Raw genomic sequence first — 13,900 nt, 5'->3', positions numbered from 1 at the left:
ACCGTGCCAAGGTAAACCTGAGGAGGTCCTAGAAGCCGTGGCGGGGAACGGCCCGCTGGTACTGCGGAACCCACGGAATATCATGGCCTAATTCGTAGGCGGCCCTGAGCCACCAGTGCGGATCACGTAATGCGGCACGAGCCATGAAAACGGCATCGGCCCTTCCGTTGGCCACAATATCCTCCGCCTGCGTGGGGCTCGTCAGCAAGCCCACCGCTCCGGTGAGGACCCCGGCGTCGTTCTTTACCTGCTGGGCGAACCCTGCCTGGTAGCCGGGCACCGCCCTGATCTGTTGATGCGCCACTGCACCCCCACTGGAGACGTCCACCAAGTCAACACCCCGCTCAGCAGCGGCGCGGGCCAGGCGCACAGAGGCCTCCACGTCGACACCGCCCTCGGCCCAGTCCGAGGCGGAGATGCGGAGCAGCAGCGGCATGGAGTCAGGAATGACGTCCCTGACCGCATCCACCACCGCGAGCATCAGCCGGTTCCGCCCTTCCTCGCTGCCACCCCAGCCGTCCGTCCGTGTGTTGATGAGCGGGCTTTGGAACTGGTGAAGGAGGTACCCATGGGCACCGTGGATCTCCACGGTGTCGAAACCCGCAGCCACCGCACGGCTGGCAGCGGCGGCAAAGTCGCCCACAACACCCTGGATATCCTCTTCGCTCATCACCTCCGGTGGAGCATAGCCGTCAAAAGGATCGCTGCTTGGTCCAACGGTGGCCCAACCTCCGTCGCGCTCCGGAACCGAGCCTGATTGATCGGAAAATGGCCAATACGTGGAGGCCTTGCGTCCCGCGTGGGCGAGTTGAGCACCGATCTTGGCGTCGACGGCACCATGCCGGTGGACAAAGGCCACCATCCGCTCCCAACCGGCAGCCTGTTCATCGGAGTACAGACCGGCGTCCAGCGGGCTGATCCTGCCAGCGGCGTTCACCGCAGCTGCCTCGGTCAGGATCAACGCGGCACCGCCGGCCGCAAAAGACCCCAAGTGCATCAGGTGCCAGTCGTTTGGGACGCCTTCTCCGGTCTCCGGGTGGCAGCTGTACTGGCACATAGGCGATACCCAACCGCGGTGCGGAACGGTGAGGGATCGCAGCCGGAGCGGCGTGAACAGCGCGGACGGCACTAGAAGAGCACCCTCGCGAGCCCCTGGCGGGCCTTCGCCACTCGCTCGTCCTGGGTCCCGACAACTTCGAATAGCTCAAGGAGGCGGACGCGGGCCGTCTCCCGCTCGGGACCGAAGTTCCTGCCGATGAAAGTGATGATGCGGTTGAAGGCGTCGTCAATGTGACCGCCGGAGATGTCGAGGTCCGCAACACTCAACTGGGCCTGGAGGTTCTCAGGTTCTTTCGCGGCGAGGTCGCGGAGGGTCTCCGCCTCGGGTGCGGAGAGCTTGTCCAACCGTGACATCAGCTCAACTTGGGCCAGACCGGCTTTCGCATCAGCGTCTGCGGGCTGATCGAGAAGAGCCTGCTTGTAAGCCGCTACTGCTGCGGCGTAGTCGCCGGCCTCGATCGCGTCAATGGCTGCCTGGTGAAGTGGCGGAAGTGGTGCGGGCTCGGCATCCTCCCCCGCCGCCGCAGCGTCACCCATGCTGCCGGTGACCCCGTTGGCTGCAGCTACCTTAAGAAGTTCCTCCACCAGATTACGGATCTGCTGGTCATCGGCGGGCCCCTGGAAAAGCGGGACGGGCTGTCCCTTCACCACAGCAACCGCTGTGGGGACCGCCTGAACCTGGAAGGCCTGCGCCAACTGCGGGAAAGTGTCAACGTCGGCCGCAGCGAGCACCAGGCGGCCACCGTAGCTCTCCACAACGCGTTCGGCTGCATCGAGGACGGCGGGTGACTCCGGCGCGTAGCTCGACCAAAGGATGAAGAGCACGGGGATCTGCGCAGACAGCTGCACCAGATCCTGGAAATTGGATTCGTTGGCATCCACTCGAAGGGGCGCTTTGCCGTTGTCGCCACCTTGCGGGGTGCCACCGGCAGGCGATCCGCCGTCCGCCGAAGCAGAGGGGGCGGGCGCGGGCGGGGCGGCCGGGCGGCGCAATGACGACAAGTCAACGGCACCGCGAAGATTGAGCTGGCTGGCAGCGGCTGGAGTGGGTCGGTATCCGGGCGAACTCATACCGTCCACTCTAGCCGCTGCCCTGCCATGGGTATGTCCTACTTGAAGCTGGCTCCGATCAAGCCACGGGTAGCAGCCACGAGCTTCATGGGGTCTGCAGAACCTGCCGGCGGAATGTATACGGCCACGGATTCGGCGAAGTTCAGGACCATCCCCGTGGTGGTTTCTTTCCCACCGGCAAAGACCGCGGAATCGTCCTCAAGAAGAAGCTTGTCGCCTGCGGCCTTGGGCGTGCCCTCGAAGGCGAAGTCCAGGCGACCGACAACCACTGCACCGCCGTCGGCAGTCCGCAGCACCACAGTCTGGTCGGTGACCGGCGTGTGGGTGAACTTGAAGTTGGCGCTGGTTCCGTTCTTCACGGTGTCCGCCTGGTAAGCCAGTGCCCCTGCGATGTACGGGGAAGACTGCCCATCGGCCAGCTTGCTGCGGTTGGGCGACTCCGGGTTGGTGAGCATCTCGCTCAGGATTTCCAAAGCCTCGTTGCCGCTGTAGGCCAGCCCCGTACTGTCACTGGCCGGTACAGGCTCCGTGCCCTTGCGAGGTACCGGGAAGGACGGGAAATTGGTGCCGGGCTGAAGCGGCGCGCTGCCCCACAGCTTGTAGTTTTCGCGGGGTGAAAGCTGCACGAGTGTCAGGACCTGCGGCACAACGTTCCCCTCGCCCTGCGTGAGGGCGAAAACTGTCCGGGGCCAGTCGCGTTTGGTGCTGATAACGCTGCTCTGAAGCTTGGTGGCGCGGACCGGCATCCGCGGTTCGTAAGCGGACACCGTGGACCGGATCTTGTAATTCTGCGTCCGGATCTGAAGTTCCATCTTGTCCACGCGCGGAGCCAGCTTTGCCGCGTCCTTGGCCGCATCAGCTGCGTCCACGGTGCTTGCTACCTGCTCAAGGATCCTCTGCAGCTGGGATTCCAGCATGACCGGCGTTCCACCGTCGGCAGGAGCAGCGGCAGAGGATGTGGGCGTAGCCTCGGGAGTTGTCGTGGCTTGGGCAGCGATGGCTGTCCCTCCCACCATGACTGCTGCCAGTGTGGCTGCCAGAGCGGTGATTCGGAGGGCAGGACCTTCGGTTCCGGCGCCACGACGACGGCCTTCGTCACCCGTAGGCGACTTAACCTCAGGAGTCTGCGTTGTGGCCGGCTGGATCGGCAGGGTGGTGGTTTCTCCACCATCGCGCGGCTCATGGTCGTCGCCGTCTTTGCGTCGATTACCGAGGGCTTTGGCGATGAACGGCAACGCCGCTCCCACCAGGATGATGATGATGCCCAGAACAATCAGCGGCACTGCCCAAGGGGTGGTGGCGTTGTTCGGGAACGTCATGGAAATCGACGACGGCGCGGGCTGAGTACCGTCGCCGGCTACCAGCAGGGACCACTCGCCGTCAGCGGGAGGATTCCACGTGTAGTCCAGGTCACCACTGGCGTCCTCAGTGCTGACCCACAAGTCGGATCCAGCCGGGGAAGGCGCCGTGGCCTCGCCGTCCGCCGAAGTTACTTCCAGAGACTTCTGGTCAGCGGAGACGCCGGTCAGCGTGTTGTGGGCGGTCTCACCGACCCACGCTTCGACGTCGTCCGGGCGTCCGGTGGCGACAATGAAGTTGCCTTCACCCTGGATCTTGATCTTCACCGGCCCGTCATGGAGTGCAATCAACTTTTGGTCGATCACGGTCAGCGGGGCAGCTTTGGTATCGCTCGGAACCGAAGCCGTCACGGTTTCAGCGGGGGCCCAGAAAGTCAGCTGGCCAATACCGGCCAGCATCGTCAGCAGGCCCAGCAGCACCAGCAAGGCTGCAGTCTTCAAACGCACAGGATCACCTATCATCAGCGGTCGTTGAACTTCAAGGGTAACCGTTTTGTTATCAGAGAGTCAGATCGGGGTGATCTCCCCAACATCCCGAAAAGCCCGTCACCGCGCCGCTCCGGCGCCATTCCGCCGTCCTGATAGTGTGGCGATGATCATGATATCCGGGCCTTCCAACGCCTAAGTCCACCCTGTACCACCACTGAAAAGGCAGCTAAACCGCGTGAAAGACCACATGGAGCCCCGTCCCGTCGATAAGTCCGGGTCAGGTGCGGTGGATTCCCCTGCCAAGGGTGCCGCCTCCGATGGCACCGCTGGGACGGTTCCGGTCCGCACCGGACGATGGGCTGCCATCAGCCGAAGGCTACGTCAGCCCATCCCCGGAGCCCGGAACCGGGTGCGCTTCGAGATGCCCCCCGAAACTGAGGACGACGAAGGCAACGAAGGCTTCCGGCCAGAGGACGACCACGGCTTCGGCGCCCCGGGCCCCCGGATATCATCCCAACATCCTGTCTATGTCGGGTTCATGGGTACCGCCGGCGTCGGCATTGCCCTGGCAGTGTTCTACATAGCCAGCAACACCACCCAGCTCATTTTGTGGATCGTGGCCGCACTGTTCATCGCTCTGGGACTTGATCCCGTGGTCCGATGGCTTGAAGGCCGTAAAGTCCCCCGCCCCGCCGGCATCCTCATCTCCGTCTCGGCGCTAGTGCTCGCGGTGGCTGGATTCTTTGCAACATTGATCCCCACCATTGTTGAACAGGTATCGGAGATCGTCAGGCAAGCCCCCGAATGGATCAGGAGCTTCCTGGACTCGGACTTCTTCCGCAACGCAGACAGCCAATTCGGAGTACGGGACCGCATCACCACTGAGCTGGACAAGTTCGTCAAGGACCCTGAGGCGATGGGTGGCATCTTCGGCGGTGTGGTCGGTTTTGGTTCCACGGTGGCCAATGGCCTGTTCGGCTCACTCATCGTCCTGGTTCTGAGCCTTTACTTCCTGGCAGCCCTCCCCTCCATGAAGAAGTGGGCTTACCGGCTCGCGCCCCGGTCCCGCCGCCCACGTGTCGAAGCACTGTCCGAGGCGATCACGGATTCTGTGGGTAACTACGTCATAGGCCAGGTCTGCGTGGCACTTTTGAATGCGATCTTCGCCTTCATCCTGATGACCATCCTTGGCATCCCCTTCAGCGTCCTGCTTGCCTTCGTCGTTGCCTTGCTTGCGTTCATTCCGTTGGTAGGCGGCATGATCGCCGCTGTGGTGGTCATCCTGGTAGCACTCACCGCAGGCTGGCAGACGGCCGTCATTTACGCGATCGCTTACTTCGCTTACCTCCAGTTCGAGGCATACTTCATCTCCCCGCGCATCATGCAACGGGCAGTGGCGGTACCGGGTGCGGTGGCAGTGATCTCGGTCATTGCCGGCGGCAGCCTGCTCGGGGTGCTTGGCGCGCTGATCGCCATTCCCACGGCAGCAGCGATCATGCTGCTGATCAAGGAAGTGTTCATCGTCCGCCAAGACCGGCACTAACACTTCTACTCTCCGGGCCAGGCACCTGAAACCGGGCTAGCTGGTTGCTACCGGGCTAAGCACCTGAAACCGGGCTAGCTGGTTGCTACCGGCCCCGCCCACTCCCGAGGCAGACCGTCCGCTCCGGCACCCGCCGGAGTGACGTCGTCGACGATTTCATTCAAGACTCGCGCTGCGTACTTCTCGCCCACCCAGAGGTGCTTGGCGCCGTCGACGCCCACAAGCCGGGCCTGCGGCACCACAGCGAACCGCTGGGCTGCTTCCGCCGGCTGCAGATAATCGTCGTGCTCCGGCACCAGCACCGTGAGCGGTTTCCCGGACTCGGCCCACTCCTTGAGGTGCACGTCCGTGGCCCGGTGCAGCGGTGGCGACAACAACACGGCACCTTCGATCTCCGAGGCGACCGGCTCCACCGCCCCGTACATCAGGGCCAGTTCAGTGCCGAAGGACCACCCCACCAGCCAGCGGTGCGGCAAGCCGCGTTCAACGGCGAACCGCACAGCGGCCTCGACGTCGTACCGCTCACCAATGCCTTCTTCGAATTCCCCGTCGCTGGTGCCGCGCGGTGATTGTGTGCCGCGCGTGTTGAACCTCAGAACGGCAACTCCGGCCAGCGCCGGAAGCCTGTACGAGGCCTTCCGGTAAACGTGCGAATCCATGAACCCGCCATGCGTCGGCAGAGGGTGCAGCGTGACCAACGTGGCGGTAATTTCCCCCGATTCCGGGAGCGCAAGCTCACCCCGCAGTACCTTGCCGTCTTCGGTGGTGAACTCCACATTCTCGCGGCGGGCGGGGAGGACCGTGGAAGCACGGATCTCCGAGGGCGCATCCTGCGGGGTGAACACGAACGAGGCGGGATCGAAAGTCATGGTTCCAAGCCTAGCGAATCAGCGGTAACGGTACGTCCGGCCCGTCCAGCAGTTGGTGTGCCAGTGCCTGCGTTCGGCAAGCCCTGCGGCCTGTCCAAACAGATGGCTGTCAGACCACACCACCAAGTGGGCAATGCCCGGGACGATGGCGGTGGAGCAGCCAGGACAGATGTATTGTTTTTCCGCTTTCTTGGCCGTCATGGTCCGTACCATCCAGTCGCCGTCAGGCGCACTCTCGCGCCGGGCAATTCCGCCGCGGGCCCGCTCCAGGTCCAGTTCCGGCGTCGGTTCCGCCCATTTGCCTCCGGCATTGCCGGAGCGTGTGCTGGACGCGTTGCGACGAGGACGGTTGGAGCGGGGCATGCTTCCATTCTGCCCCAGCCAACCTGTTGTAGAGGGTGAGACGGTAATGTGGAGCGGGTGCGACTCGTCATAGCCCGTTGTTCTGTTGATTACGTTGGCCGCCTTAAGGCCCATCTCCCCCTCGCCACCCGGCTGCTGTTGGTCAAGGCTGATGGCTCGGTGCTGGTTCATTCCGACGGCGGCTCCTACAAGCCGCTGAACTGGATGAGCCCTCCGGCCACGCTCCGGGTAACCACACCGGAGGAGACGGACGTGGAGGAAGGCGTGGTGGAACAGTGGACCGTCCAGTCCGCTAAAACCGATGACCGCCTCATCATCAATATTTATGAACAACTGCACGACACGTCACACGATCTCGGCACCGACCCCGGCCTGATCAAGGACGGCGTGGAAGCGGACCTGCAACGGCTCCTTGCAGAGCAAATCGAACTGCTGGGATCCGGCTACTCCCTGATAAGGCGTGAGTACTTCACCGCAATCGGGCCCGTGGACATCCTGGCCAGGGATTCGAACGGTGCCACGGTGGCTGTTGAGCTGAAACGCCGGGGCGACATTGACGGCGTCGAGCAGCTCACGCGCTACCTCGAATTGCTCAACCGGGATCCCCTGCTGGCACCGGTACGTGGCATTTTTGCAGCACAGCAGATCAAGCCACAGGCGAAGGTGCTTGCCAACGATCGCGGCATTGACTGCGTTACGTTGGATTATGACGCCATGCGCGGCGTGGATGACAGCGAGTCACGGCTCTTCTAGGGGCTCCCCTCAGCGGGTGTGCGGCAGACCACTAGAATCAAAACATGACTGCCGCATCCCCCTTTCCCACCTCCTCTGCGCCAAGCCACCAAATCATCAAAGGAACGCTTGTCAGCGACGGCGAGGTGGTGGAAGACGGCCTGGTTGCGGTCGACGGCGACAGGATCGCCTATGCAGGGCCAGCCAGTGGCTTCGACCCCGAAGAGTTCGACGGTTTTCACAGCGCCGTCCGCCTGGGTATCCCGAGCGGGAGCTATCTCTTCCCAGGCCTCGTCGATGTGCACTGCCACGGCGGCAATGGCGGTGACTTCCCTGGCGGGGAAGAAGCTTCGGCGCGCAAGGCCGCGGATTTCCTTCATCGATCAGGAACTACAACGTTCCTTGCAAGCATGGTCACCGCTCCCCGGGAAGACCTCCTCCGGGGCATCGAGCTCTACGTAAAGCTCGCGGATGAGGGGCTTGTAGCCGGCATTCACCTTGAAGGCCCCTTCCTTTCCCACGCCCGATGCGGCGCCCAGAATCCGGACTACCTGTTGGAACCGGACCTGGAGCTCATGGACGAGCTGGTGGCCGCCGCCGCAGGCAAGCTGACCACCATGACTTACGCCCCGGAGCTTCCGGGCGCAGCTGCGTTGGTGGACCTGATGACTTCCCATGGCGTCACCCCTTCTTTGGGCCACACAGACTGCGACGACGCTACAGCCGCAGCGTCGCTGGCTGCGGCCCGCGAGGGACTCGAGTCAGCAGGGTTCGACGGCGTCAGCTCACTACCCACCGTGACGCACCTCTTCAATGGGATGCCGCCCATGCATCATCGCGCTCCGGGTCCCGTGGCAGCGTGCCTGCGCATGGCCCAGGAAGGAAAGGCCGTGGTTGAACTCATTGGGGACGGAACCCATCTGGACCCGAGCACAGTGGCCACCGTCTTCCAGCTGGTGGGGGCCGGAAACATCGTCCTGGTAACGGATTCCATGGCCGCCGCAGGATTGTCCGATGGCAGCTACATGCTCGGCCCGTCCCCCGTTACCGTCAGCGACGGCGTGGCCACACTCGATGCCACCGGATCCATCGCCGGGGGCACCTCCACCCTTCTGGAAGTCGTCAGCAAAACGGTGGCAGCCGGCGTCGAACTTCCTGATGCGATTTGTTCCGCCACTGCGGTACCAGCGGCTGTTCTTGGTCTTTCCGACGAAATTGGCGGGCTCCGCCGGGGACTGCGTGCCGACGTCGTTGTAACTAACCAGGATCTGGAACTGACGGGCGTAATGCGCAATGGGCAGTGGTTGTCCTAGTTGTCAGACGTTACCTTCTTTTTACCGAAAATTTTCCTGAATTGGCCAAAAGACCGTTGACCTCCGGAAGAGCACATGAAAGTGTTGTAGCAGTCTTTGTGTAGGTGGTTTTCATGCTCGCAAGACCAGTTGCGAGCGTGAAGCTCCTGCGAATCAATCAGGCTCCGGCCTCGTTGGTATTCAGGTCTTCTCGCGGAGTAACAAAACCGGTACGAGGTGTATCGGACTGAAGTTCCACAATGAGGAGATATACATGGCACTGGGAACCGTCAAGTGGTTCAACGCCGAAAAGGGTTTCGGCTTCATCACCCCGGATGACGCGGATGGCGACGTTTTCGTTCACTATTCCGAGATCCAGACCGGTGGCTTCAAGACCCTCGATGAGAACCAGCGCGTTCAGTTCGAGATCGGTCAGGGAGCCAAGGGCCCCCAGGCAACCGGCGTTACGGTCGTCTAGTCTTACCCGTTGATCCCTGCGTTTTGCAGAGACAACAAAGCGTTGACCCCGGCTTTCGAGCCGGGGTCAACGTGTCTTAAAGCCAGAAATCCCCGCCGCCGTCCAGGGCTTCTCAACAACGACTATTACTAACCATGAAGAAACACCAAAAGGGCCCTTCGAATTGGCGTTGACAATTCAACCAACCAGGCTTCGGAGCAGCCGCGCGGAATGCCGGACTGACAATCCCGGAAGGTACGCCCTGCTGAGCGCACGTCCTATTGCGGGAAGATGCAGTGGGTCTTGGTAATACATGTATAGGGTTCTGTACTCGGGCTGGAATCTGGACTTAAAAGACGCCAGGGACCGGAATCCGTAAACGGGTTCCAAGGCCTGACCCACCACCTGAAGTATTCCGGCCAAGCCATTGGAACGCTGGTCTATTTCGCCCTCTTCCCGGGCCAAGGGAGAGCCGGATAAGGAAATCAGTTCCACGGAATCCCGCAAGTGCAAAACCGCTGAAGCGATCAGGAACTCCATGACCCCCGGGAAAGCGTCGCCTCGCCGCCTCATAAAGTCCAGCGTCCAACTGACAACCGCGCCGTCTTCATAAACGGGTAGCCAACTCGTCACGCCAAAGACAAATCCCGTGCCATCCACCGCAACGCAACACAGGACGTCCTCATCATCCAACTCGTCCAGGCCGCCCATGGTGAAGCCCATCTCCGGGATCCTCTTTTGGGCCGCCCACTCTTCCGAGACTTCACTCACCTGGGCACGCACCCCGTGGGAGAGTTCGGAGTACCGGCCCCAGTTGGCCGTGATCCCCATCTTGGCGGCGCGGTTCAGGGACGTTCTGACGTTCTGCCACTCCTTGCCCCTGAATTCCAAGCCCCGGATCCGAAGCCGGGTTTCCTGGGCCACCGAGACGCGGCGGAATCCGCGGGCGTTGAGCATGGGCCATAGCTCGTCCGTGCAGGAATAAAGGCACGGTGTCAACGCTTGTTGGGAGCAGTAATCCAAGAAACCTTTGGCGGTGAACTCATGGTGCTCCCGCGCTCCGAAGGGCCCGGCCAACGTCAATGCCACGTGGCTATGTTGTTGGTAGGCCACTCCCCCGTTGCCTTCCGGAGCGAACCAGTACTTGTTTGGCTCCCAGAGCGCCATCCATGAGAGTGAGTCGCCACCCCTCTTCACCAGGGCACGGGCCGCCTGACGCGACTGGCCGTCAAGTCCGCCAGTGTGATGGCCACGGATCAGCAGCACCCACACGCCGAGCAACGCTACGAGCCAAAACAAGGTGCCCGAATAGGAAAAGAGGAAAACTTCCAGAACATCACGCTCAGCGAAGACCTTGCGGTAGACACCGGGCAGGGGAACGGGGAGATACTGCCTGGCAAGTTCAGCCGCCAAACCCAGCAGGCCGCCGTCGCGAACCAAGCCACCGGAGGCCAACCACACCACTGTGTATGCCAGGCCCAATCCTCCCCCGGTCAGCCCGACCAGCCAGAAAACCTTCCGGCGCAGACCATCGGAAGTCTCCACCCGGAAATGGCCCCGGTACGCGAACAGCAACAGTGCCAAGGCCAAAGGAACCAGGACCAGCGGAATAATGTGAACCACGGCCGAATTAAGCATGCCCACATGTGGGCGCCCGGCCGGCCGCGGAATACCGGCAAAAAGCCCAAGGTAGACCGTGGACAACACCACCACCACCAGCTGCACGCCGATTGCGATTCCCAACGCCAGCCGGCGTCCCCGCCTCATTCCGTCGGCACAAATCAGGAGCAAGACGACGGGGACAACAGCCAGCGCCAATCCGAACGGTCCTGTGTAACCTTGGCGGGCGATCTCAAGGCAGGCAACGTCGATGGTTCCCCCGCAATTGCTCTCCAATTGGCTCAAGGTAGGCAGTGGGTTGAGGATAACGTCCCGCAACAGAGCCAATGGTCCGGATGGGCTCTTGGCCGCAGCCGTGACGATGGGACCCACAGCGAAAATTGCCATGGTCAGCGAAAGTAGGTTGCGGATTTCCCTGCTGGTTGACCTGTGGAGGTGGAGATGGCCTTGGCTGCTTTGCATCCACCAGCCGGTGAGCAAGCCCATCAGCGCGCCCAAGAAACCCACCACAGTCTCTGCGTGCCCTACGTACAGCACCAACAGCAAGGAAACAGCGAGCACCACGGTCCGTAGGCGCCGCTGCCATAAGGTGGGCATCAGCGCACTGGCGGCCAGAACACTGGCGAGGACGGCACCGTAGGGTCCGATCAGGCGGATGCCGGCCATCCCTGAAAGCCAACCGTCGCCGAGGTACTGCGCAACTTGGGTCACGAGGAGAAACGCTGATACGCAGGCGAACTGTCCGCCGAAGAACACCACTGCCGCTTTGGCGGAGCCCAGGTGTCGCTCTGCCAGGCCGAGGAGGAACAGAACCATCAGAACGGCCGTGACATAGGCCAACGGATTGGTGGTAAAGAACAGAGACGTCCAGATTGACCACCATTCCCCGGTCCGCAGCCCCTCCAAGGACACACTGGCAAAGGGAAGCCACGGCTGCGCCGGACCCGACAGAAGACTTCCGGACACCAAGGACAGACCCACAAAAAGGGCGAGTACGGCCAGTGTGAATGGCGTCGATCGCAGATGCCGGCCAGCTTGCCCCAACGCTGGCTGAATGACGCCTTTCAGGTCAAGGCTCACCGCGGCAACTCCCAGCGGGCGGCCAGGAAGTCCAGTCCCCCGGGCATGCCACGTATCACTGCGTCCCACGAATGCCCGGCCTGAGGAATGGAATGTTCCTCGGTTTCAAAGCCGGCGTTTCTTGCAGCGTCAGCGAGTTCATGCATGTAGTCAGTGAACTCATGATCGGCCTCACCTGAAACCAGATACACGCCACTTCCAGAAAAATCGCGTTGTTGCATCAGCACCAAGGGCGTCCTGGACTCGAAAGCCTCAACATCACCATCAAACGAGTCCGATATCGTCTTGCTTCTGTCTTTGGCCAGGGCTGGTTCCCTCTCGGCGGCGAAGGGAAGAATAGACGCGAACAGGTCCGGGTGGGAGGTCCCCATCTGCATGGCGCAGGTGCCGCCAAAGGAGAAGCCGCCTACGGCCCACTGCTTGTGATCACTCGAGACATTCAGCGTCTCCGTGATCCAGGCTGGTACATCCTTCGAAAGATAGGTATCCACGGAAGCTATCTTGCTGTCCATACACATGGTGTTGGCATTGGCTGAGCCATTGGGATCCACAACTACTGTGACAGGGGCGATCCCCTGGTGCGTTTCGGCGAACTGGTCCAGCAGGGAACGGAGCTGGCCACCAGTCAGCCAGTCCGCAGGACCGCCTGGTTGGCCGGCGAAGAGGACAAGCACGGGCAAGTTGGGACGCTCTGCCGTCTGATAGGCGGGCGGCAAGTAGACGTATGCCTCGCGTGCGTCGAAGCCGGACGCCGTACCGGGAATGTCAGCTTTGCGCAGAATGCCGCTTCGGGGCATGGACTCCGGGGCCTTCCATGCTGACAGGGCAGGGCCGGGCTTTGCATCCGGAGTGCGTTTGAGGCTTGATTCGAGGGGTTGTATGCGCGCCACCGCAGTGCCCAGCAGGTCCGAGACCGTGTTGTTCAGCCCGAAGTAGAGATTTATCTGGACCACGCTCAACAGCAGAACGCCCAGCATCGCCGCTACGCTGAACGAACGTCCGCGCCAGGAATTTCGGGGGAACCGTGCAACGCACAGGAAAAGGGCGGCCACAGCCGGGACCGCCCAGGCGACAGTCTGAAACGGCAGGTTCTCCGAGAAGGTGGCCATCAGATCCACAAGGATCCAATGAACCAGCGCCACTACACCTATCGCCACCAGCAAGCTGGCGGGGACGAGCAGCAGCCAGGAACGTCGTCGCCGCCATAGGAGGTAGGCTCCGCCGGCCGCTCCACAGACGATGCTGAACCAGAGGAACGGCCCATCAACGAGGCTGACGTCCGAAAGAAAATCCATGGCGCCTAACGCCAGGTTCCGACGCCGATGACCGGCCCTGCTTCAAGCCAGGACGACAAACCAGCGTAGGCATCAAAGTTCATGGCGAGCATGAACTTCTTGCCTTCATACTGCAGTTCAACCACCACGACGCCAGGCTGAATCCGTACGAGCTCATCTTCCGTGGGCTGGCGGCGTCCCAGCAATTCAAGGGAACTGCGCGTGAACTTGTGCTTGGGAATGACGCTCAGAGACATCAGGCGGAACCACTCGAGCTCGTTGTCCTGATAACGACAAACCCCCATCTGCCAGCTGTTTCCAGCCATGCAAATGGAGGCGTCGACCGTGCCCAGGGCGCGCCGCAGATTGAAGCGACGCACCCCGAAAAGGCACAGTGAAATGATCAGCAACGTAAACGCTGTTGCCAAGGCGATGAACGGAATAAGGGAATCGTCCATCAAGGTCGTGCTATCGGGTCCCCGCTGTAGCCGCTTCGCCCAATTTGGCGTTGTCAGCAACAATCACCACGCGATCGTTGTCGACGGAGAAGAAACCGCCGTCAACAACCACTGCAATGCGATCACCGGATACCGGCTGGATTGCCAGCTCACCCGCGGCCATGATGGCCAGAAGGGGCGCGTGGCCCGGCAGGATTCCGATTTCACCATCACTGGTGCGGGCCTTCACCATCTTGGCCGCACCGGACCACACAAAGTGGTCCGCTGCGACAATCTCAACCTCGAGCTCAGCCAT

13 protein-coding genes are annotated in these 13,900 nt (G+C 62.0%); 4 read left to right on the top strand and 9 right to left on the bottom strand.

The features are described 5' to 3' along the window. Positions 1–28: 28 nt before the first annotated feature. The 3 genes from AR689_RS02720 to AR689_RS02710 are packed head-to-tail and all read right to left on the bottom strand — an operon-like array spanning position 29 to position 3,950. Positions 29–1,129, bottom strand: a complete 1,101-nt coding sequence (locus AR689_RS02720) for an NADH:flavin oxidoreductase/NADH oxidase (protein WP_062066425.1) — start codon at positions 1,127–1,129, stop codon at positions 29–31. Continuing rightward, entirely contained in the window at positions 1,129–2,130 is a 1,002-nt protein-coding gene (locus AR689_RS02715; RefSeq protein ID WP_062066422.1) for a tetratricopeptide repeat protein, read from the bottom strand. The genes AR689_RS02720 and AR689_RS02715 overlap by 1 nt, the downstream gene beginning before the upstream one ends. Before the next feature lie 38 nt (positions 2,131–2,168). Further along, positions 2,169–3,950: a DUF8094 domain-containing protein gene (locus tag AR689_RS02710; protein ID WP_062066419.1), complete on the bottom strand. Its 1,782-nt coding sequence runs from the start codon at positions 3,948–3,950 to the stop codon at positions 2,169–2,171. A 202-nt stretch (positions 3,951–4,152) separates the two neighbouring features. On the opposite strand from AR689_RS02710, the gene AR689_RS02705 reads away from it, so the two are divergent. Beyond that, a complete protein-coding gene (locus tag AR689_RS02705) occupies positions 4,153–5,460 on the top strand; it encodes an AI-2E family transporter (RefSeq protein WP_062066416.1) in 1,308 nt (435 codons plus the stop codon). Between the two features lie 74 nt (positions 5,461–5,534). Here the strand turns inward: AR689_RS02705 and AR689_RS02700 are convergent, their stop codons facing one another. Together AR689_RS02700 and AR689_RS02695 are read right to left on the bottom strand one after the other, a co-directional pair. Next, positions 5,535–6,329 carry an alpha/beta hydrolase gene (locus tag AR689_RS02700; RefSeq protein WP_062066413.1) on the bottom strand — a complete coding sequence of 265 codons (795 nt, stop codon included), beginning with the start codon at positions 6,327–6,329 and terminating at the stop codon, positions 5,535–5,537. An 18-nt stretch (positions 6,330–6,347) separates the two neighbouring features. Next, positions 6,348–6,692: an Rv1322 family protein gene (locus AR689_RS02695; protein WP_062066410.1), complete on the bottom strand. Its 345-nt coding sequence runs from the start codon at positions 6,690–6,692 to the stop codon at positions 6,348–6,350. A 57-nt stretch (positions 6,693–6,749) separates the two neighbouring features. On the opposite strand from AR689_RS02695, the gene nucS reads away from it, so the two are divergent. The 3 genes from nucS (at position 6,750) to AR689_RS02680 (ending at position 9,194) form a co-directional block, all read left to right on the top strand. Continuing rightward, positions 6,750–7,445: an endonuclease NucS gene (gene nucS, locus AR689_RS02690; RefSeq protein WP_062066408.1), complete on the top strand. Its 696-nt coding sequence runs from the start codon at positions 6,750–6,752 to the stop codon at positions 7,443–7,445. 44 nt (positions 7,446–7,489) lie between these two features. Further along, on the top strand, positions 7,490–8,737 hold the full coding sequence (locus tag AR689_RS02685) for an N-acetylglucosamine-6-phosphate deacetylase (RefSeq protein WP_062066404.1): 1,248 nt from the start codon (positions 7,490–7,492) through the stop codon (positions 8,735–8,737). 253 nt (positions 8,738–8,990) lie between these two features. Beyond that, entirely contained in the window at positions 8,991–9,194 is a 204-nt protein-coding gene (locus AR689_RS02680) for a cold-shock protein (RefSeq protein WP_017199737.1), read from the top strand. Positions 9,195–9,371: 177 nt separating this feature from the next. Here AR689_RS02680 and AR689_RS02675 read toward each other — a convergent pair whose 3' ends face one another. From AR689_RS02675 to AR689_RS02660, 4 genes are read right to left on the bottom strand one after another with little or no spacing between them, the layout of a single operon-like run. Continuing rightward, the gene (locus AR689_RS02675) at positions 9,372–11,888 is read right to left on the bottom strand and encodes a bifunctional lysylphosphatidylglycerol flippase/synthetase MprF (protein WP_062066579.1); all 2,517 of its coding nucleotides are present in this window, start codon (positions 11,886–11,888) and stop codon (positions 9,372–9,374) included. Beyond that, positions 11,870–13,168 carry an alpha/beta hydrolase gene (locus AR689_RS02670; protein WP_062066577.1) on the bottom strand — a complete coding sequence of 433 codons (1,299 nt, stop codon included), beginning with the start codon at positions 13,166–13,168 and terminating at the stop codon, positions 11,870–11,872. Before AR689_RS02670 ends, AR689_RS02675 begins: the two co-directional genes overlap by 19 nt. Positions 13,169–13,173: 5 nt before the next feature. Further along, positions 13,174–13,605, bottom strand: coding sequence for a DUF2550 domain-containing protein (locus AR689_RS02665; RefSeq protein ID WP_024817278.1), 432 nt, complete (start codon positions 13,603–13,605; stop codon positions 13,174–13,176). 10 nt (positions 13,606–13,615) lie between these two features. Continuing rightward, the gene (locus AR689_RS02660; protein ID WP_062066401.1) at positions 13,616–13,900 is read right to left on the bottom strand and encodes a F0F1 ATP synthase subunit epsilon; all 285 of its coding nucleotides are present in this window, start codon (positions 13,898–13,900) and stop codon (positions 13,616–13,618) included.

Source organism: Arthrobacter sp. EpRS71 (genome assembly GCF_001512285.1).
Lineage (GTDB): Bacteria > Actinomycetota > Actinomycetes > Actinomycetales > Micrococcaceae > Arthrobacter.
This window is presented reverse-complemented; position numbering and strand designations above follow the sequence as displayed.